General features: G+C 72.0%; 20 protein-coding genes and 1 pseudogene. 6 read left to right on the forward strand and 15 right to left on the reverse strand.

Annotation, left to right across the window (positions count from 1 at the left end):
- The 3 genes and pseudogenes from AB0M82_RS36515 to AB0M82_RS36525 all read right to left on the reverse strand — a co-directional run.
- Positions 1–287, reverse strand: a pseudogene (locus AB0M82_RS36515) (hypothetical protein); the annotation flags it as partial.
- A 30-nt stretch (positions 288–317) separates the two neighbouring features.
- Entirely contained in the window at positions 318–566 is a 249-nt protein-coding gene (locus tag AB0M82_RS36520; protein ID WP_364732076.1) for a hypothetical protein, read from the reverse strand.
- A gap of 85 nt (positions 567–651) precedes the next feature.
- Positions 652–1,923, reverse strand: a complete 1,272-nt coding sequence (locus AB0M82_RS36525) for a helix-turn-helix domain-containing protein (RefSeq protein ID WP_364732078.1) — start codon at positions 1,921–1,923, stop codon at positions 652–654.
- 392 nt (positions 1,924–2,315) lie between these two features.
- On the opposite strand from AB0M82_RS36525, the gene AB0M82_RS36530 reads away from it, so the two are divergent.
- Positions 2,316–2,741, forward strand: coding sequence for a DoxX family protein (locus AB0M82_RS36530; protein ID WP_364732081.1), 426 nt, complete (start codon positions 2,316–2,318; stop codon positions 2,739–2,741).
- Between the two features lie 109 nt (positions 2,742–2,850).
- Here the strand turns inward: AB0M82_RS36530 and AB0M82_RS36535 are convergent, their stop codons facing one another.
- Positions 2,851–3,366, reverse strand: a complete 516-nt coding sequence (locus AB0M82_RS36535; protein WP_364732084.1) for a VOC family protein — start codon at positions 3,364–3,366, stop codon at positions 2,851–2,853.
- A gap of 113 nt (positions 3,367–3,479) precedes the next feature.
- Entirely contained in the window at positions 3,480–4,238 is a 759-nt protein-coding gene (locus AB0M82_RS36540; RefSeq protein ID WP_364732087.1) for a D-Ala-D-Ala carboxypeptidase family metallohydrolase, read from the reverse strand.
- Between the two features lie 206 nt (positions 4,239–4,444).
- Here AB0M82_RS36540 and AB0M82_RS36545 point away from each other — a divergent pair, with 206 nt between their 5' ends.
- The gene (locus AB0M82_RS36545; RefSeq protein WP_364732090.1) at positions 4,445–5,077 is read left to right on the forward strand and encodes an NAD(P)H-binding protein; all 633 of its coding nucleotides are present in this window, start codon (positions 4,445–4,447) and stop codon (positions 5,075–5,077) included.
- Between the two features lie 37 nt (positions 5,078–5,114).
- Here AB0M82_RS36545 and AB0M82_RS36550 read toward each other — a convergent pair whose 3' ends face one another.
- From AB0M82_RS36550 to AB0M82_RS36560, 3 genes are all read right to left on the reverse strand, one after another.
- A complete protein-coding gene (locus AB0M82_RS36550; protein ID WP_364732093.1) occupies positions 5,115–5,663 on the reverse strand; it encodes a dihydrofolate reductase family protein in 549 nt (182 codons plus the stop codon).
- Between the two features lie 109 nt (positions 5,664–5,772).
- Complete coding sequence (locus tag AB0M82_RS36555) at positions 5,773–6,894, reverse strand: S1 family peptidase (protein WP_364732096.1); 1,122 nt, start codon at positions 6,892–6,894, stop codon at positions 5,773–5,775.
- A gap of 398 nt (positions 6,895–7,292) precedes the next feature.
- The gene (locus AB0M82_RS36560; RefSeq protein WP_364732098.1) at positions 7,293–9,005 is read right to left on the reverse strand and encodes a sulfatase; all 1,713 of its coding nucleotides are present in this window, start codon (positions 9,003–9,005) and stop codon (positions 7,293–7,295) included.
- Between the two features lie 303 nt (positions 9,006–9,308).
- On the opposite strand from AB0M82_RS36560, the gene AB0M82_RS36565 reads away from it, so the two are divergent.
- The 4 genes from AB0M82_RS36565 to AB0M82_RS36580 all read left to right on the forward strand — a co-directional run bounded on the left by AB0M82_RS36565 (position 9,309) and on the right by AB0M82_RS36580 (position 12,044).
- Positions 9,309–10,478 (forward strand): VanZ family protein, encoded by a 1,170-nt coding sequence (locus AB0M82_RS36565; RefSeq protein WP_364732101.1) that lies wholly within the window; start codon positions 9,309–9,311, stop codon positions 10,476–10,478.
- 235 nt (positions 10,479–10,713) lie between these two features.
- Positions 10,714–11,109 carry an ATP-binding protein gene (locus tag AB0M82_RS36570; protein ID WP_364732103.1) on the forward strand — a complete coding sequence of 132 codons (396 nt, stop codon included), beginning with the start codon at positions 10,714–10,716 and terminating at the stop codon, positions 11,107–11,109.
- 199 nt (positions 11,110–11,308) lie between these two features.
- Positions 11,309–11,431: a hypothetical protein gene (locus AB0M82_RS36575; RefSeq protein WP_364732106.1), complete on the forward strand. Its 123-nt coding sequence runs from the start codon at positions 11,309–11,311 to the stop codon at positions 11,429–11,431.
- A 181-nt stretch (positions 11,432–11,612) separates the two neighbouring features.
- Positions 11,613–12,044 carry a hypothetical protein gene (locus AB0M82_RS36580; protein ID WP_364732109.1) on the forward strand — a complete coding sequence of 144 codons (432 nt, stop codon included), beginning with the start codon at positions 11,613–11,615 and terminating at the stop codon, positions 12,042–12,044.
- A 68-nt stretch (positions 12,045–12,112) separates the two neighbouring features.
- Here the strand turns inward: AB0M82_RS36580 and AB0M82_RS36585 are convergent, their stop codons facing one another.
- The 7 genes from AB0M82_RS36585 to AB0M82_RS36615 all read right to left on the reverse strand — a co-directional run bounded on the left by AB0M82_RS36585 (position 12,113) and on the right by AB0M82_RS36615 (position 17,800).
- Entirely contained in the window at positions 12,113–12,739 is a 627-nt protein-coding gene (locus AB0M82_RS36585; RefSeq protein ID WP_364732112.1) for a DUF4360 domain-containing protein, read from the reverse strand.
- A 185-nt stretch (positions 12,740–12,924) separates the two neighbouring features.
- Entirely contained in the window at positions 12,925–13,797 is an 873-nt protein-coding gene (locus tag AB0M82_RS36590; protein WP_364732115.1) for a spermidine synthase, read from the reverse strand.
- Positions 13,797–14,156: an adenosylmethionine decarboxylase gene (gene speD / locus AB0M82_RS36595; RefSeq protein ID WP_364732117.1), complete on the reverse strand. Its 360-nt coding sequence runs from the start codon at positions 14,154–14,156 to the stop codon at positions 13,797–13,799. The genes AB0M82_RS36590 and speD overlap by 1 nt, the downstream gene beginning before the upstream one ends.
- Positions 14,149–15,297: a type III PLP-dependent enzyme gene (locus AB0M82_RS36600; RefSeq protein WP_364732119.1), complete on the reverse strand. Its 1,149-nt coding sequence runs from the start codon at positions 15,295–15,297 to the stop codon at positions 14,149–14,151. The genes speD and AB0M82_RS36600 overlap by 8 nt, the downstream gene beginning before the upstream one ends.
- A gap of 221 nt (positions 15,298–15,518) precedes the next feature.
- Positions 15,519–15,824, reverse strand: coding sequence for a DUF1883 domain-containing protein (locus AB0M82_RS36605; RefSeq protein ID WP_364732122.1), 306 nt, complete (start codon positions 15,822–15,824; stop codon positions 15,519–15,521).
- Between the two features lie 101 nt (positions 15,825–15,925).
- Positions 15,926–17,131 (reverse strand): hypothetical protein, encoded by a 1,206-nt coding sequence (locus AB0M82_RS36610; protein WP_364732124.1) that lies wholly within the window; start codon positions 17,129–17,131, stop codon positions 15,926–15,928.
- A gap of 192 nt (positions 17,132–17,323) precedes the next feature.
- The gene (locus AB0M82_RS36615; RefSeq protein WP_364732127.1) at positions 17,324–17,800 is read right to left on the reverse strand and encodes a MarR family transcriptional regulator; all 477 of its coding nucleotides are present in this window, start codon (positions 17,798–17,800) and stop codon (positions 17,324–17,326) included.

Below are 17,800 nucleotides of genomic sequence, written 5' to 3' on the forward strand. Positions count from 1 at the left end.
CGTTCCAGCACACCCAACGTGGCGTTCGGTGCGTCCAACGCACCCAACGTGGCGTTCGGTGCGTCCAACGCACCCAATGTGGCGTTCGGTGCGTCCAGCACACCCAACGTGGCGTTCGGTGCGTCCAACGCACCCAACGTGGCGTTCGGTGCGTCCAACGCACCCAATGTGGCGTTCGGTGCGTCCAGCGCACCCAATGTGGCGTTCGGTGCGTCCAGCGCACCCAACGCCACATTGGGGCGCATGACACCGGCCGGACCGCAAGCCTGGCCGATGTGTCCGGTCACCGCGACGGACGCGCGGGACTGGCGAGCCGCTCAGCCCGCGGTGGCCAGGAAGCCGCGCCCCGACGGCGCGCTTTCCATCAGGCACGCGTGGCACGGCATGCCCCGCAGCCCGTCCAGCACCTCGGCCTCACCGGGGAAGATCGACTCGCCGCACAGCGCCGTCAGGTGCTCGGGCGCCGGGCCGCCGGGCACGGGGATCAGGTGGCAGACGCGTCTGCTCTCGCCGACGACGCCTCGGCGTAGCCGCACCAACGCGAGCATCCCACCGTTCTCACCCATGAGCGAACCCTAGGCCGAACGGCCCACCGCGGCTTCGTGCCGACGACCCAACGATCTTGGGCACCGGTGGTCCGGGATACCAAAGTCACGCCGGGGCGAGCACCGCCGCTCCCAGCCGACGGCACAGGTTCAGCGCCAGTTCGACGTCCAGCCTGGCCTCGGTGAGCCCGCGCGGCAGCAGCTCCTGCGCCTTGCGGACGCGGTACTGCACGGAGTTCTTGTGCATCGTCAGCTCCGCGGCCGCCGCGGTGTAGCTGCCACCGGAGGCCAGGAACACGCGCAGGGTCTCGCGCAGCCGCCCGCAGTGCTCGTCGTCGACTCCGAGGAGCCCGAGCGTGCTCGCGACCCACAGCCGGGCCGCGTTCAGGTCGCTCGTCATCAGCGCCACCGTGCCGACCTCGCGGAAGGTCAGCACGCGGTCGCAGTGCTCCCCGGCGGCGAGCGCCAGCGCGTGCACCCGGCGGGCCTGCTGGTGGGTGTCACGGAAGCCGGCGACCCCGGCGCCGGGGTCGCCGGCCGTCACGCGCACGCCGGGTTCGGTCTCGGCGAGCGCCGCGTCGAGGTGCTCGCGGCCGACCGACGCGCCCGCCGTGACCGGCAGCCACACCCAGGCGCTCGCCTCGTCCCGCGGCACGAACAGCGGACGGCCCTGGCCCTGGCCCTGGACGCGCTCGAACACCGCGCCGGCGACCGATTCCAGCAGGGACAGCACGTCGTCGACGTAGGCCTCCGACGCGTGCCAGAAGATCATCCCCACATGGGTGCCGCGCAGCCGGTAGCCGATCACCGCTTCGGCCGCGTCGACGTCGGGCGGGCCGCCGTTCTCGCCCAGCAGGTCCAGCACCTTCGCCGCCCGCGCGGCGCTCCGGTTGAGCAGCCACCGGTCCCGCTCGTCCTGGTAGACACCCACGAGCTGGCGGACCACCCGCGTGATGAATTCGTAGGCGACCCGGAGCAGCCGGCGCATCATGGCCCCGAGCAGGGCCGCGTCGTCGACGAGCCGGGTGCACTCCTCGAACCCGAAGTCGAGCATCGCGGCCTGCCCGAGGTCGTACGCGCGGATCAGGTCGAACACCGGCGTGCCGCGCTGCGCGAGCCGGCGCGCGTACTCCACGGCCGCGGCCGGCGGCTCGACGGTCGCCGGGTCGATGCCGTGCCGGAAGATCTGCAGGGCGGTCTCGAGGTTCTGGTAGACGCTCGCCGTCAGCAGGCTCACCATGCGCTCGTCGTCGTTGACCAGCTGCGGCAGATCGGTGGCGTACAGCTGGACCAGCTCGCCGGTGAGTTCGCCCGCGCGGTCCGCGAGGGTGTCGGCGATCTGGCGGATGCGCTCCGAGACGGCTTCTTCGTCCACCATGGAGCCACCTTAGGGGGTGGCCGATCAAGCCGGCCGGGGAACTCGTCGACCAAGCCGAACGTTTCGGCCGGAGCCTGAAGTACCAGGACGGCCAACACAACCCGCTCGGAAGATGTGTGCCGGAACACATTGTCGGCGAACTGGTCTGAACCACTCAGAAAAGATAGGCCATTTGGCGGTTTCGCGTTGTACTACCGAACAAAGACCAGGTCATTTGATGAATCGCGGACCTCGGCAGCACTGATCCGCCATTCCCGTGAAACCCGTTTACACAACTTTCGGAGGGTGTGACACAATCTACCGACCGGTATATCTGAAACACCCTGATCCGCCGTGGCCGGCCTCTCCGCCGGTCGGCTCGATTCCCCCCACTCCCCGCAATCGGAGGCCCCATGCACCGCCTTGACCCGGCCCGCGAACACGTGATCGGTCTGTACCGGATCGTGATCGGCTTCCTGTTCGCCTGCCACGGCCTCAAGACGCTGTTCGGCCTGTTCGGCGCGAAGTCGACCGCCGCCGTCGGGGCCTGGCCGGGCTGGTGGGCCGCGGTCATCCAGCTCGTGTGCGGCGCGCTGGTCTGCGTCGGCCTCGGCACCCGGTACGCCGCCGTGCTCGGCTCCGGCTCGATGGCCTTCGCCTACTTCACCGTGCACCAGCCGACCGGGCTGTTCCCGATCCAGAACGGCGGCGAAGCGTCCGCCCTGTTCTGCTGGTCCCTGCTCCTCATCGTGTTCGTCGGCCCGGGCCGCTTCGCGCTCAGCAATCTCCCGGTGCTGCAACGGTTTTCGCAGCCGGCGCGGGACCGCGCCACGGTCTAGTCCACGGGCCACTCCAGCCGCGCCGCGCGCGTCCGGAGTCCCGCGCACACCGGGTGGGTCACCACGATCCCGGTGCTCCGGCAGAGCCGGGGCACCGGGGTGACCGGCACTAGGCCCGGGAGATGCCGACGCCGCCGCGCGCGTCAGGCCCGTACTTCGCCAGCTCCCCCGCGAGGTCGAGCCGGCCGACGGCCTTGCTCTTCGCGCGGTCCTCGTCGGTGAGCAGGTCGCGGGGGATGATCCAGACGACCTCGAACTCGATGCCGTTGGGATCCTTGGCGTACAACGACTTCGTGGTGCCGTGGTCGGAGGAGCCGGCCAGTGCGCCGGCCTCGGCGAGGCGGCCGGCGAGCCGTTCGAGGTCGCCGAGGGTGTCGACCTCCCACGCGAGGTGGTACAGCCCCACCGACGTCCGCCCCGCGCCCGAATCCGCCGCGTGGGCGCCGATCTCGAACAGGCCCAGGTCGTGGTCGTTGGCCGAGCCGGGCGCCCGCAGGAAGGCCGCGCCGCGGTGCGCGTCACCGCCCTCGATGTAGTCGAAGCCGAGGACATCGCGGTAGAACGCGACACTTTCGGCGACGTTCCGCACGTACAGCACCGCGTGGTTCAGGCGAAAGATCGACATCGGCTCTCCCTGCCCGCGCGCCAATCGGTTGAATTTTCAACTTCAGGCTAGGCGCGAACCCCCGTCCGGTCAAGCCAGGACACGGTTCGCAGGGTGGCTTCACCGCACGACACTCAGCTGATCGTGCCGCTCTCCCACCACCAGCCCGGCGAGCCGTAGGGGTACTCGGCACGGCTGTCGACGTGCTGGTGCGCATCCGACAGCGTGTAGCGCTCCAGCCCGGAGAACCCGCAGGCCTCGGCGAGGACGTAGACCTGGCGGGTGCTCAGCCCGCTGACGTAGGCGTCGGCCGCGACACCGTAGAGGTGCATGCTGTTCGACGCGCCGCCGATCGACTGGTTGTGCGCGATGCTGCGGAAGCCCGACGAGACCGTGACCGCCCGGCCGCCCGCCTTGTGCCGCAGAGCTTCCAGCTTGTACATCAGCCGACGGACGTTCTCCTTGACCGTCGCCGAGGCGACCTTGCCGCCGCCGAACCCCGCACCGTCCTTCGAGGTGAATTCGCTCCAGGTGAAGTGGACGGTCGAGCCGTCGGCCGCCTCCAAGGCGTTGAGCGCCGCGAAGTCGTCGGCGTCGGCGACACCGTTGGCGGACAGGTGGTTCGCGGCCTGGAAGCGCGTCAAGGCGGCGGCGGTGCCGGGGCCGAAGTCACCGTCGACGGCGACGTAAGCCTGCTTCGGACCGTCGGCGGCCCAGCCCGCGACGCGGATCTGCAGTTCCTTCACGGCGGCGCCGGTCGAGCCGGATCGCAGCGACGACGGCCACGAGTAGGCGCCGGCGACCCCGGGGAACGCCGTCATCGCGGCGACGCCGCCTGCCAGGACGACACCGGTCTTGAGCAGAGCACGACGGTCGAAACGGGACGAGCTCATGACGGCCTCCGGGGACGACAGGATCGGGGTCGGGGGTCCACAGCGGACACCGCACGGCCAAAGATCCGCCAACAGCCGGGCCGGCCCGGCGCCTCGTCGCGCCCCGGCCAACGGCCGGGCGGTGAATTCTCCACGCCCCTTGCGCACGGTTAGCTTAGCGCTAAGCTAGACTCCTTAGTGCTAAGTAATCTATCCGAAGGGGTCCCATGCGCATCACCGTGTTCGGCGCCGCCGGCGAGGTCGGCCGCCGGATTGTCGCCGAAGCCGTCACCCGAGGCCACGAAGTCACCGCCGCCACAAGGGATCCGCGTCGCGCCGCAGGCTTGCCGCCGACGGTCGCCGTGCGTGCCGGCGACGCCTCGAACCCCGAAGACGTGGCCACCCTCAGCCGCGGTCAGGACCTCGTGATCACGGCGACCCGGCCGGCGCCCGGCCGGGAGCACGAGCTCGTCGAAGCGACCCACGGCCTCCTGAAGGGCCTGGCCGGGACCGGCGTGCGGCTGCTGGCCGTCGGTGGCGCGGCGACCCTGGTCACGCCCGCCGGGACCACGGTGCTCGACGCCCCGGGCTTCCCCGCGGAGCTGCGCCCGATCGCTTCGGCGTGCCAGGCGCAACACGACGTGTACCGCGCCGACGCCACCGTCGACTGGACCTACCTCAGCCCGCCCGCGCTCCTGGAGCCCGGCGAGCGGACCGGCCACTACCGGCTGGGCGGGGACGAGCTGATCGTCGACGCCGAGGGCAGGTCGGCGATCTCGATGGAGGACTTCGCGGTCGCCTTGCTGGACGAGGCCGAGCGGCCGCGCCACCACCGGACCCGCTTCACCGTCGCCTCCTGACTCGTTTACGTACATACGCCATGTACGTAATGCGGAGCTAGGGCGTCCGGTAGGTGCTCAGCACCGCGGATCCGGCCCGCGTGCTCGACACCAGCCGCAGGTCCGCGGGCACCGAGTCGTCGAAGAGCCGCCTGCCCGCCCCCACCACGCTCGGGAACACGAGCAAGCGGTACTCGTCGACGAGGCCGTGCCGGGCGAGGGTCCGCGCGATCCCGACCGAGCCGATGACGATCAGATCGCCCTCTTCACGCTTGACCACATCGATCAGATCTCCTTGCAGCAGCGAGGAGTTCTGCCAGGCGCTCACGTCGTTCAGTGTCCGCGAAGCGACCAGTTTCCCGGCCGCGTTGAGCCGGTCGGGGAACTCGCCGGTGCGGCCCGGCCAGAGCTTCGCGAACAGCTCCCACGTGATCCGGCCGAGCAGCAGGGTCCCGGTGTCGAGCAGCGAGCCGAGCCGGAACTTGTCCCCCGCGACGGCCTCCGGCCCGTGCCGGAACGCCCAGCCACCGGTGGCCGTGCCGCCGGAGCCGTCCGGATCCTCCACGACCCCGTCCAGGGTGACGAACTCGACGACGATGACGCTCATGCCTGCTCCCGGTGGGTACCCGCCGCGCCCCGGTGGCGCGGCCTCACCGGTACCTACCGGCGGCGGCCGCCGGATTCATCGGCCGCCGCCGGCAGGTTTTCCACGCCGCCTACGCCGTGACGAGCGAGAGGCCGTAGGTCTGCAGGATCTCGTTCACCGGCTGGAACCACGTCTCCCCGCCGGAGCCGCAGTTGCCCCAGCCGCCGGAGGTGACGCCCTGGGCCTGGTCACCGGTGATGAAGGAGCCGCCCGAGTCGCCGGGTTCGGCGCAGACGTTGGTGCGGGTCATCTGGTAGACCGCGCCCTGGGCGTAGTTGACGGTTTCGTTCTGTCCCAGCACGGTGCCGCAGTGCCAGTGGGTGGTCGATCCCGAGCGGCACACCGACGTGCCGACCGGCGCGACCCACGACCCGCGGACGAGCGCGTCGCTCACCGTGCCCCAGCCGAGCACGACCGGCGCGGTCCACCAGCCGTTGCCGATGCGGATGAACGAATAGTCGTTGCCGGGGAAGGAAGATCCGGCGAAGCTGCCCATCGCCGAGCCGTCCCAGCCGACGACCGAGCTGCCCACGCCGCCGCAGTGACCGGCGCTGACGAAGCCGCCCTGCACGGAGAACCCGATCGAGCAGCGGGTGTTGCCGTTGATGTAGTAGGGGTCGCCGCCGACGGTGCCGGCCGAGAACGGCTCGGCGGCGGGCGCGGTCGCCACGGTGACCGGGCCGTTCTTCGCCGCCCGCGCCAGGAAGGCGTCGACGTCGGCGCCGTGCGCGCCCGGCCGCAGGGTGACCACGACGCTGCCGGCGCGCGGATCGGCGCGCCAGCCGCTGACGGCGGCCGGGGCGGGGTCCGCCTTGGCCGAGGCGTCGATCGCGGCCTTCGCGGCGTCGAGCTTCGCCGCGCTGATCCGGGCGGTGGCGGGCTCGGCGCCGGCCTGCCGGACGGCGGTGGCCGCGGCCGGGTCGGTCACGCCCACCACGAGCTTGCCGAGCGCGGGATCGAACCAGGCGCAGCCGAACGCCGCACCGGCGGCGCGCTGCGCGCCCGGCAGCACCCGCGCGGCGGTCATCTCCTGCCCCAGCCGGGTCTCGGCCTGGGCGGCGGTGAGCCCGAGATCCCGCTGCATGGCGGCGATCAGCCCGGGCGACGCGATGGCTGGGGCCAATGAAGCGGAAGCGAGGCTCGCGGTCAGGACGGCGGCGCCGCCGAGGGCCAGGGCGATTCTTCGACGCATGGGAACTCCTCCAAGGCCGGGGGAAAGAAACACACCGTCCGCCGAGTGTGCGGGCAGTGCCCCAGTCCGGTCCAGATTTGTCCGGTCTTCTGTCCCGAATTCGCGAGGGCGAACGACCGTCCACTGTGGAGGAGTCACAAACTTCTTTGCGGCACAACGATTTCCGGCGTGCGGCGGCTACCCGAACAGGTCGCGCCGGCTCGCGCCGGGCTTCGTCCGCCTTCGCCGTGACGACCCGGAAAGGTCTGGACAAGTAGAGCACGGGCGCGCGGACCGTGGCCCGGACCGGAGTCTCCGGGGCACCAGACGTGCCTCACCGTCCCTTGCCGCCCAACTCGCCGAGGCGCGGCGCAGGGCTCGGTGCGGCGCTTTCGAGGGGCCCGTGATCGCGGGGTGATTCAGCGGGCGAACGTGGTCAGGAAGCGGTCGCGGAAGGAGTCCATCTTCCAGACCGGCGCCTGCGCGCCCGGATGCAGCCCGTCCTGCCAGCCCCAGCCGGAGATCCGGTCCAGCACCGCCGGGTCCTTGGCGACGATCGTGATCGGCACGTCGTGCACCGCGCCCTGCGGGGTCACCACCGGCGGCTGGTGGTCGCCGAGGAACACCAGCACCAGGTCGTCCCCGCCGTAGTGCCGCATGAACGAGATGAGCGTCTTCAGCGAGTAGTCGGTGGCGTCGCGGTAGGCGGCGCGGATCTTCGCGGGGTCCTGCCAGACCGACTCCGGCGCCTCGCCGGCCGCCGGCATCGGCGCGAAGGCGGAGCCGTCGCCGACCTGGTTCCAGTCCACCAGCCAGGGGCGGGGCGACCACGGGGCGTGGCTGGAGACGAGGTCCACCTCGGCCATCACCGGCTGCCTGCCCGCCTTCGCGAGCTCGTTGCGCTGCAGCATCGACATCGTGAACTGGTCGGGCATGGTCGCGTAGGCGAACCCGGGCCCGCGGTAGCCGATGTTCCGCGCGTCGTAGTAGGCGTCCGGGTGGTAGAACTTCTGCCCCTCCGGCCAGTCCTTCGTGTGCGCGGGCACGTCCCACACGGTCCGCCAGCCCGCCCGCTGGAACGCCCCGCCGAGGGTCAGCCGGTCGCTGCCGAGGAGGTCGTTGTACCGCTGCTGGTTGTCGATCCACATCCCCGACTCCACGGTCGAGTGGGCCAGCCAGCTCCCACCGCCGAACGTCGAGGACGACAGGAACGCGCTCTTCGCGCCGATGCCCGCCGCGCGCAGCTCGGCGGTGCCCGCGTCGAGCGTCGCGCCGATCTTGGGCCCGAAGTCCGGGTCGTCGAGGGCGACCCGGCCGTAGCTCTCGACGAACGTCAGCACGACGTTCTTGCCGCGCAACCCGGCCAGCAGCTGGTCGCCCGGCGTGGTCCGGAACGCGTCGTCGGCGGCCACCTCGCCGAACGGCCGCTGCTCGCGCAGGTCCGCGCTCACCTGGCGCAGGTCGCCGTAGGCCAGCGCCGCGGCGCTCTGCGCGGCGACCGGCTGCCCGGGGGCGAGCTCCACGCCGAACACCGAGCAGACGATCCAGATCACCCCGAGCACGGCCACGAAGCGCGTCGCCCCGGTCCGCCGCCCGGCGGCGATCCGGGTCAGCCGCAGCATGGCGAGCACCATGAGGACCACGACGGCCACCGCGAGCACCCCGGCGCCGACGAGGACCGCGACGGTGGCCGCGTCGCCGACCTGCCCGGCGAGGAACTCGACCCCGGCGTGGAAGAAGCTCCAGTCGTAGATCGGGTCGAACGGCTTCTCGAGGGTCGCGTAGAACCCCGTGTCGAGCGCTTTGAGCAAGGTGAGCAGCCCGAGGGCCAGGCCGGCGGCCACCGCGACGACGCGCCGCGCCGTCGGCGGCAGGACCAGCGCGAGCGCCGCGACGACGACGCCCTCCACGGGCACCCGCACGAGGGCGTCGGCGGAGAAGCCGCTGAGGTCGTCCGGCGCGAGGAGCCCGAACAGCACGAGCAGGGCGGCCAGCGCGGTGAGGACGCCGCTCGCGACGGCGTGCCGCCGTCCGGCTTGCGTCAGCCCGAAGTCGGGCAGTGCCGCGCCCGGCTCCAGGGTGCGGCGGTAGGTGCGCCGTCCAGGGGAGCAGGGTCCGGTGTTTCCAACCATGCGGGCCTCACGTCGTGGTTCGCGGTGGAGACCGCCGGTCCCTGCGGCGGGACAGCGGCACTCACCCGGTTATACGGGCAGGGGCGGCGCGCGGTTCACGCGCCAAGCGAGGGGTGGCCGCGAGGGGCTTCTGGTGTCGCGAATGACCAAGACCGGGCAGTCAGCTGCGGCAGCGAGCTGTCCGATTAGCCCGATTAGCCCAGTTTCATGTGCTCGCCGAACAGCCGTGAAGCCGAGTGGTGAGGCTGCCCGGGTCCGGGGAAGCACGCTTCACAACCCCCGCGGCTGGGTACCACCGGCTCCGTGGTCGCCACCTATCTCGTCCCCGTCCGGACCGCCCTCATCCTCTTCCCGTTCCTCGTGCTGGCCGTCATGCTGCCGGCGGCCTTCGTCAGCTACCGCCGCCGGGGACGCGCCGGCGGGTGGACGACCGTCGTCTTCTACACGTTCCTGTTCTACCTGCTGGCGATCGCGACGCAGACGGTGCTGCCGCTGCCCGCCGACCCGGGGTACTGCGCGGCGCACAGCTACGCCAGTTCTCCGCAGCTGCGGCCGTTCTACTTCGTCGAGGTGGTTTCGCAGCGGGCCCGCGGCCACTGGGGTCCCGGCGCGCTGCTGCACAACCCGGCAGTCTGGACCACCGCGCTCAACGTCGTGATGCTGGCCCCGCTCGGGTTCTACGTCCGCTACGCCCAGCGGATGCGGCTGGTGCCGGCGACCCTGGTCGGCTTCGGCGTCTCACTGTTCCTCGAGCTGACGCAGCTGACCGGCCTGTGGTTCGTCTACCCGTGCCCGTACCGGCTGTTCAGCGTCGACGACCTGCTGCTCAACACCGCGGGTGCCGTCGCGGGCTGGTGGCTGGCCGGCCCGCTCGGCCGGCTGCTGCCGCCACCGGAACCGGAGCACGACCGGCGCCGCTACGCCGCGAAGGTCACCTTCACCCGGCGGCTGTTCGCGCTGGTCACCGACCTGCTCGGCTTCGCCGCGTTGCTCGGGTTCCTGTTCGGCCTGCTCACGCTGTTCGGCGAGGACCTGCGCCACCGTGACGCGCCGGTCGCCATTCTCGCCGTCGTGTGGTTCGTGGTGCTGCCCGCGGTGACCGGGTCGACGCCCGGTAAGCGGGCGATGCTGCTCCGCGTGGCGCGCCGGGGCGGCCGCCGGGCGGGGCCGATCGCCCTGCTGGTCCGCAACGGCGTCCTGTTCTCGCCGCTGTGGCTGACGTGGCTGTTGCTGGACCTGGACCGCTGGGACCTCGGCCGGCACCCCGAACAGCTGCTCCTGCCCGTCGCGCTGGCCGCTTCGGTGTTCGTGGTGGGCGTCTGGACGCCGCTCGCCGTGCTGCTCGACGACGAGCACCGGGCGCCCTACGAACGGCTGACCCGGACCGTCAACGCCGCCATCGTGCCGGCCGCGGCGGTCCCGGCACCGGCGGCGGAGCCCGCCCGCACCGAGGAAGTCCTTAAAGGACGGTGACGGGACACCGCGCTGCCCGGACCGGGCCGCGCTGGTAGATTGCGGACGGAGCAGGTTGAGCCGCCGGCCCGCGCCCCCGATCGTTCCTGGAGTTCTTCATGACCACCGACGCAGCGCGGCCCCGGCAGCGGTCCTCCGGCGACGGCGACGCATGACCAGCTCCGCTACCCGTGTCGGCGGGCTCGGTGAAGGGGAGCACCTTCCCGCGGCGTCCGGCACGGTGAAGGAGGCGGACGTGAAACGGCGAGCTGTCTGGCACGAGCTGGGCATCACCGCCGAGCTCACGGAACTGGCCAAGGTGCGCCAGTGGGTCCGCACGGTCCTGCGCGGCTTCCCGGCGAACTTCGTCAGCACCGCGGTGATGGTGGTGGACGAGCTGACATCCAACGCGCTGCGCCACGGCCGCGCGCCCTACCACGTCCGCCTGCTGCCGGACGCCGCGAAACTCCGGATCGAGGTCGACGACGGCGGTCACGAGGCCGCCCGCCGCCGTCCGCCGTCCGACCTCGGCGGCCGCGGCCTCCTGCTGGTCGAACGCTGCGCCGCGGCCTGGGGCCAGCTGCGCCGGGACGGCGGCAAGACGCTGTGGGCGGAACTGACGACCGACCCGGACGCGGCGGACGGCGGCTGACCGACCGCGGCCGGTCGGGCCGACGACAAGGCCCCGGCAAAGTTCTGGTGACCAGGGGTCACCTCGAGGTTTCTCGGTCGCGAATGAGTCATTCGCGACGTTCCCGAAAGAGGCAGGCCGCTCTCGTGAGCGGTGAGGCCACGTCACCCGGGCTGTCCGCGAGCGGTTGAGAGCCGGCGAGGCTGGGTAGGTTTTCTTCATGTGGATCGCGGTGAGCACCCCAGTGGCCCTCCTGATCGCCACCGTTCTGATGGAGCGGTTCGAGCGACGGTGCACCCCCGCGCCCACCGTGGAGACCGAACGCCCCGCCACCGGCGGCTGATCCCTCCCCTTCCACGTGCGCGCCGTCCTCCGGGCGCCGTGGCGGCACGCGCCGCGAACAGCTCCACCCCGGAAGCACGAGTGTGATCCAGGTCTCACTCTCCTCGGCCGAGAACCCTGGCCGCCCCTCCCGCGACTGACTGATCAGATCCGGCGAACCGGGTCCAAGGGAGGAGATCATCATGCGCGGCACCACCACATCCACCCGCACGGTGCTCGGCCTGGCCCTCGCGGCCGGGCTGGTCACCGCGGCGAGCATCGGGATCGCCGGCGGCGCGTCGGCCGAGCCGGGAACCACGGAGGGGACCATGACGAACGCGAACCAGCCACCGAAGGGGGCGCGGGCCACCGTGCAGGTGAGCCCGAACCCCACGACGCACCGCGGCCAAGAGGTGACCATCACCGGAAACTGCGGCGGCGGCACCGGCCTGAAGTCCGTGCTCGGCGGCTTCCCCGACCGGCCGGCGCTGGAGAACATCCGGATCCTCGACGCCGGCCCGGATCGATTCGTGGCCAAGGCGAACGTGGCCGGACACATCGGCAACGGCGTCGGGCCGGTATTCGTCGACTGCGGCGGCGAGGCGGGGGTGACCCTGCTGGTCACCCACGTCTAGCGGGTACGGCAGGCCCGCTCACCGGCCGGAGCTCCGGCGAGCGGGCCGTCCGGTCAATGACCGCGAATTCAGCAGGTCTTCCACGCGAAGTGGTAAATCGTGTCCACGCTCGCGTGTTCGGAATCCATTTCGATGTAACTCGTGCCCGAGGAGGTGCCCGCGTCCGCCCGCAGTTCCGCATTGATGTTCAGGTTGCGGCTCTCGCCGCACGGCGCGAAGACGAGCTCGGCGACGTCGGTGGTGTCGGTGGCCCGCCACACGCCGTGGAACGGGCCGGGGATCGTGTGCCGCACGCGGGCGGTCGGCGACGTCCCGGCGAAGTAGTAGTTGGCCTGCTCGAGCGCGCTCGCTCCGCTCTCGATGTGCGCGTGGCCGCGGTACTCCGCCTCGGCGATCGCGTACGTGAATCCTTGCGGCACATGGACGAGCACGTTGATCTGGCAGTTCCTCCTCGCTTCGAGCGCGGACGCGCCACCGCCGGCCTTGGCGGTGAAGTTCGTGTAGCGGACCGTGAACGACGTGTTGTCGGACGCGACGTCGGCCCACGCGGTGGCCGTGCCGGCCGGGCAGCCGGACCCGTTGATGGTCTTGATGTCGAGCGTGATCTTTTCGGCCGGAGCCGATGACGCCGGGGAATCGACGGGTGCGGCGAGGGCGGGCAGAACCATTCCGGCTACGACCAACATACCGAGCATGACGCTCCTCCAAATGGGCCACGGTGCCTTTTTTGATCACGATGATCGCGCGCGGAACGGATCGTAGCGCGATCGCAACCATTTCGATGGCCACTGAACGGAGTAACACGACCACCGGCAGTGCGGGAAATCCATTTCCCGCCATTTCAAGTGGCGCCGGGCGAAATATTCGAAGAATCGCAGGGTCAGAACTGGTACGGACCAGTATCGCGCCGAAGCGAATACGGCGGGGTCGCGCCCGCGAGCAGCGCGTCGGCGTCCAGCGTCGCCGCGCGGCTCCCCCGCTCCGCGAACCGCCGCGCCACCAGCGCGCCCGGCTGCTCGACGTGGTCCACGCGGCCGGCGAGGAACGCCCACTCGTGCTCGTCGGAGCCGAAGTACAGCACCGTGCCGAAGACCTCGCGGAACCGCCGCCACGACGCGCGCAGCGTCTCGTTCCGCCACAGCGTCGGGCAGCCCGCCTGGCCGGTGACCACCCCGCCCGGCGCGAGCAGCCGCGCGCAGCGGCCGAGGAAGTCCGTGCCGTACAAGCGATTGTGCTGCGCGTCCGGATCGGCGTTCTCGTCCGGCAGGTCGATCACGACCACGTCGTAGGTCTCGCCGCGGGCTTCGGCCGCGGCCAGGAACGCCCAGCCGTCCTCGTAGGACACCCGGATCGGCCCGTCCCCTCGCTCGGCCCGCGCCAGGTCCGCCGGGGTGTAGCCGTAGGGCAGGTGCTCGGCGCACGCCCGGACGGCCTGCTCGTCGATGTCCACGTGGTCGACGAGCGAGGCGCCCGCGGCGAGCGCCAGCTCGCACGCGACCCCTTCGCTCGACCCGATCACGAGCACCCGCCGCACCCGCTCGGCCAGCAGCAGCGCGGGCACCATCAGGGCTTCGTGGTACACGAGCTGGCTCGCCTCGGTGCTCTGGCGTTCGCCGTCGCAGAACAGCGAAACCCCTTGCGCGGTCTGCCCGATCAGCACGTCCTGGTACCGCGTGCGGGCCTGGAACCGCACGTCACCGACCTCCCAGACGCGGGTGAGGCCGGCGCCGACCGGCTCGTGGACAAGAGGCATCAAACTTCTCCCCGGTGCAGGACGGACAGGTGGACCGAAGCGGCGTCCAGCGACTTGGCCAGCACCCGCAGCGCGTGCTCGGGATCGGCCCGGTCGCCGCAGGTGAACACGTCGGCGAACAGCGACCCGTGCTCGGGGTAGGTGTGCACGGACGCGTGCGACTCGGCCAGCAGCGCGATCACCGTGGCCCCCTGCGGCGCGAACCGCTTCGCCACGACGTCGACGACCGTCGCGCCCGCCTCCGTCACCGCCGCCCGGAGCAGTTCCCCCAGCCGGGTGGCGTCGTCGAGCAGACCCGGGTCGACCCCGTGCAGCTCGGCGAAGACGTGCCGTCCGGTGAACCGGCCGACGTCAGACATCGCCCCACCTCCCGACGCAGTGGGTGCGCAGCGGCTCGATCCCGTTGAAGCCCACCGACGCGTAGCTCGCGGTGTAGGCCCCGGTCCCCGGCAGGTCGAGGCGGTCGCCGGTCCGCAGCGAAAGCGGCAGCTCGTACGGCGTGCGCTGGTAGAGGACGTCGTCGCCGTCGCAGGTCGGGCCGGCCAGCACCACCGGGCCGCCGGGCCCGCCGACGGCGCCGACCGGCTCGAAGCGGTAGGCGATCGCCTCGTTCTCGGCCTCGGCGAGCCCGTTGTAGCGGCCGATGTCCAGGTACACCCAGCGTCGCCCGCCCCGGTGGGCGACCAGCACGACCTCGGTCCGCAGCAGGCCGGCGTCCGCGACGAGCACCCGGCCCGGCTCCAGCAGCAGCTCCGGCCGCCCGGCCGGGAAGGACGTGTCGAGCGCCGACGCGATCGTCGCCGCATACGCGGTCAACGGCGGGACAGCGGTGCGGTGGGTGGTCGCGAAGCCGCCACCGAGGTTGAGCCGCGTCATCGTGACGCCCTGCGCCGCGGCTTCGGCGAACAGCTTCGCCGCCGTGGCGATCCCGATCTCCCAGGCGGTGACATCCGGCTGCTGCGAGCCCACGTGGAACGCGACGCCGGGGCGCAGCCCCAGCGCGGCCGCGCGCAGCACGAGGTCGAGCGCCTCGGGCAGCTCGCAGCCGAACTTCCGGCCGAACGGCGTCACCGAGTCCGGCGCGTCGAGCACGACGCGGATCGACACGGCCGAGCCCGGGGCGTACCGGCCCAGGTGGTCGACGTCGTCCGCGGCGTCCGAAGTGAACTCCCGGACGCCGCGCTCGAACGCGGCCGCGACGTCACGGGGTTTCTTGATCGGGTTGCCGTAGGCGAGGTCCGCCGGATCGGCGCCGCGCTCGAGGCACAGCGCGAGCTCGGCGGGGCCGGCGACGTCGAAGCCGATCCCGGCCGCCACCAGCGCGTCGAGCACCGGCGGCGCGGGGTTGGCCTTGACCGCGTACCGGATCAGCGCGCCGGGGAACGCCGAGCGGATCTCGCGCGCCCGGGCCGCGACGACGTCGGTGTCGACGACCAGGCACGGGGTCGGCGGGTCCCGCTCGTCGAGGAACCGGCGGATCCGGCTGAGGTCGGCGCACACCGCGCCAGTGTCGCAAACGGTGTCAGCCGAACCGCCACAGGTGGTCCGGTGTACCAGTCGTCACACTGTGGTCCCCCTGGGTCACCTGCGCGCCGTTGCCGGGCGCCGCGGCGAAGTCGGGGGGAAGGTCCGCATCGCTGCCGGTCGACCCGGCGGCCGCGTCCCGGCCTCGGCCCTCCGGCGGCCCCGACCGCGGGATCCGAGGCCGCCGGAGGCCGGGTTCACCGGCGGCCGGCCCGTCCTCGGGCCAGGACGGCCGGCTCGGGTTCGACGCTCACCCGGGGGCGCAGGGGCAGGTTTTCCAGCCCCTCGACGTCGAGCACCAGGAACCAGTGGGCGTTGGCCGGGATGTGGATCTTGAACATCGGGGCGATGGCCACCCCGCCGTGCATGCGGTAGTACTGCCGCCGCCGGTAGGCCTCGAAGTTGACCTTCGTCAGGAGCCTGACGTTGGCCATGGCGTCCAGGCGGACGGTGACCACCGCGTCTCTTCGCACCTTCCCGAGGTCGAACACGTTCGCTTCCATTTCGTCCCTACTTCCACGCGTGGTTGCCGTTCGAGTTCTGCGGTCGCGGGCAGCGCGGAACACGCCGCGGTGCGCACGACGGACGGAAGATCGAGACGGGACTAGCCCGGGCCGGTGCCCGGTTCGCACGGCCGCCACAGCGGCACGAAGTCTCCGGCGGACCGCAGGAACGCCCAGGCGGCGCGGGGTCCGTGTTCGAGAGTCAGGAAGGCGGGCGGGACGGTGGAGCCGGTGCCGGCCTCACAGGCGAAGTCGCCCGGAGCCGGGAGCCGCGGCACGGAAGGGTGCCTGGGCGCATCGGCGGGTCGCGGCGCGACTTGGGGCACCGGCTGCCGCACCATCAGGGCCGACGATGTCGCTTCGGCGGCCGCCGAAGCGATCTCGGCCCGGGCCGCCGGGTCCGGCAGGGTCGCCCGGGCCGCTTCGGCGGGCGCGGGCGCCGCCCGAGCCGGAGTCACCGCGGGCACGGACTTCCGCGACAGCAGCAGGATTCCCGCTTCGGTGGAGGGCGGGAGCACCGACCCGGTGACGGGGTCGAGAACGGGCGGCCCGACGACCCCGGTCACCGGGGCGACGATGGGCCGGACGACCTCGTCGACGACCGGGCACAGGAGGTTCCCGGTCACCGGCCGAAGCAGCTCTCCGACGGGCTTGACGATCCCGGCCACGGCACCGGCGACCGGCGCAAGAAGGCCGGCCACCGGCCGGGTCACGACGGGTGCCACCACCTCGGTAACGGCCTTGGCGAGGGGCGAGACAGCGGTCCGGACGGTGCGCGAGACGGGTTCGGCCACGGAAGCGGCAGAAGCCACGATCCGACCGGCCGGCTCGGCCACGGGCGCGGCAGCGCGCACCACCGGCTCGACGACTTTGGCCACCGGCGGGACAACCGCCTGCGCCGTGGCCGACACCGGCCCGACCACCGAAGCAGCAGAACGAACCGTCTGCGCGACCGGCCCCAGCACCGGCGCCACCAAACCGGCGCCAACCGGCGCCGAAGTTCGCGCGCCCGCCCGCTCCACACCCCGCGAAGCCACGCGCGCAACCACGTCAGCCGCAGCGGGCCGGGTTGCTTCCCCTCGCGACACCGCATCCTTCGCGGGGACCGGCCGCCCGGTCACCGCGCCGAACGGATCCGGAAGGCTCGCCACCACGCCGTGGAGCACCGGTGGCACGTCGGGCGTCTCCGCGCCGGCGTCGGGCGACGTCAGCCACGAGACCAGCCAGAGGCCCGCCACGGCTCCGGCCAGCATCAGCAGCCGCCGCGCGGCGACGGACGCGACGGCCACGTCGGGAGCCCGGGTCACCTCGGCGAACCTCCAGATGCGAGAGCAGGACTGGGACGTACCCCTCAACGCCTGCCCCCACACCCTTGCTACGGGCCGCTCGCCGCTTCCACTCGTCCGGCCTAGTGCTTTCGTCTCAGTAAGCCTGAGCGACCGCTCCAGTCGGTGGAGTGCGATCGGCCGGTTGGCGGGATGATGGTACGTCGGCGAAGCTCAGGCTTCCTGCGAGCGCCGGTGCTCGGAAAGCGCTCCAAGCGCGGTGACGCCGTGCTGCAGGCCTTCGCGGAACGTCGCGCGCTGGCCGGGGCTCAGGTCGGCGAGCAACGCGTGCTCCACCTCCGCGATCGCGGGCGCGCAGTCGGCGAGCAGCGCGCGCCCGGCATCGGTGAGGCCGGCCAGGAGCACGCGTTTGTTGCCCGACTTCGGCGTCCGCGCGATCAGCCCGCGCTTTTCCAGCGCCAGCACCATTTCGTGCATGGTCTGCGGGCGCAGGAACGAACGGCGGGCCAGCTGCGCCGACGAGAGCGCGCCGCTGGCTTCGAGGACGGTCAGCGCGGTGTACTGCAGCGTGGTGAGCCCGACCGGCCGCAGCGCGTCGTCGAGCAGCGCCCTGACCACCAGCTCGAGCCGTTTGACCAGGTAGAGGGTCAACGGCGCGCCGGCGGGCTGCTGCTCCGCGGAGGTGCTCAC

This window comes from Amycolatopsis sp. NPDC051128, assembly GCF_040682715.1.
Taxonomy (GTDB): Bacteria; Actinomycetota; Actinomycetes; order Mycobacteriales; family Pseudonocardiaceae; genus Amycolatopsis.

What these genes read in the sequence shown, in the direction of transcription:
- AB0M82_RS36590 (WP_364732115.1), bottom strand. Translation starts at nt 13,797, where the DNA reads ATGCCTCTTGTCCACGAGCCGGTCGGCGCCGGCCTCACCCGCGTCTGG.
- AB0M82_RS36535 (WP_364732084.1), bottom strand. Translation starts at nt 3,366, where the DNA reads ATGTCGATCTTTCGCCTGAACCACGCGGTGCTGTACGTGCGGAACGTC.
- AB0M82_RS36545 (WP_364732090.1), top strand. Translation starts at nt 4,445, where the DNA reads ATGCGCATCACCGTGTTCGGCGCCGCCGGCGAGGTCGGCCGCCGGATT.
- AB0M82_RS36540 (WP_364732087.1), bottom strand. Translation starts at nt 4,238, where the DNA reads ATGAGCTCGTCCCGTTTCGACCGTCGTGCTCTGCTCAAGACCGGTGTC.
- AB0M82_RS36525 (WP_364732078.1), bottom strand. Translation starts at nt 1,923, where the DNA reads ATGGTGGACGAAGAAGCCGTCTCGGAGCGCATCCGCCAGATCGCCGAC.
- AB0M82_RS36555 (WP_364732096.1), bottom strand. Translation starts at nt 6,894, where the DNA reads ATGCGTCGAAGAATCGCCCTGGCCCTCGGCGGCGCCGCCGTCCTGACC.
- AB0M82_RS36605 (WP_364732122.1), bottom strand. Translation starts at nt 15,824, where the DNA reads ATGGAAGCGAACGTGTTCGACCTCGGGAAGGTGCGAAGAGACGCGGTG.
- AB0M82_RS36520 (WP_364732076.1), bottom strand. Translation starts at nt 566, where the DNA reads ATGGGTGAGAACGGTGGGATGCTCGCGTTGGTGCGGCTACGCCGAGGC.
- AB0M82_RS36585 (WP_364732112.1), bottom strand. Translation starts at nt 12,739, where the DNA reads ATGCTCGGTATGTTGGTCGTAGCCGGAATGGTTCTGCCCGCCCTCGCC.
- AB0M82_RS36560 (WP_364732098.1), bottom strand. Translation starts at nt 9,005, where the DNA reads ATGGTTGGAAACACCGGACCCTGCTCCCCTGGACGGCGCACCTACCGC.
- AB0M82_RS36575 (WP_364732106.1), top strand. Translation starts at nt 11,309, where the DNA reads ATGTGGATCGCGGTGAGCACCCCAGTGGCCCTCCTGATCGCCACCGTT.
- AB0M82_RS36550 (WP_364732093.1), bottom strand. Translation starts at nt 5,663, where the DNA reads ATGAGCGTCATCGTCGTCGAGTTCGTCACCCTGGACGGGGTCGTGGAG.
- AB0M82_RS36530 (WP_364732081.1), top strand. Translation starts at nt 2,316, where the DNA reads ATGCACCGCCTTGACCCGGCCCGCGAACACGTGATCGGTCTGTACCGG.
- AB0M82_RS36580 (WP_364732109.1), top strand. Translation starts at nt 11,613, where the DNA reads ATGCGCGGCACCACCACATCCACCCGCACGGTGCTCGGCCTGGCCCTC.
- speD (WP_364732117.1), bottom strand. Translation starts at nt 14,156, where the DNA reads ATGTCTGACGTCGGCCGGTTCACCGGACGGCACGTCTTCGCCGAGCTG.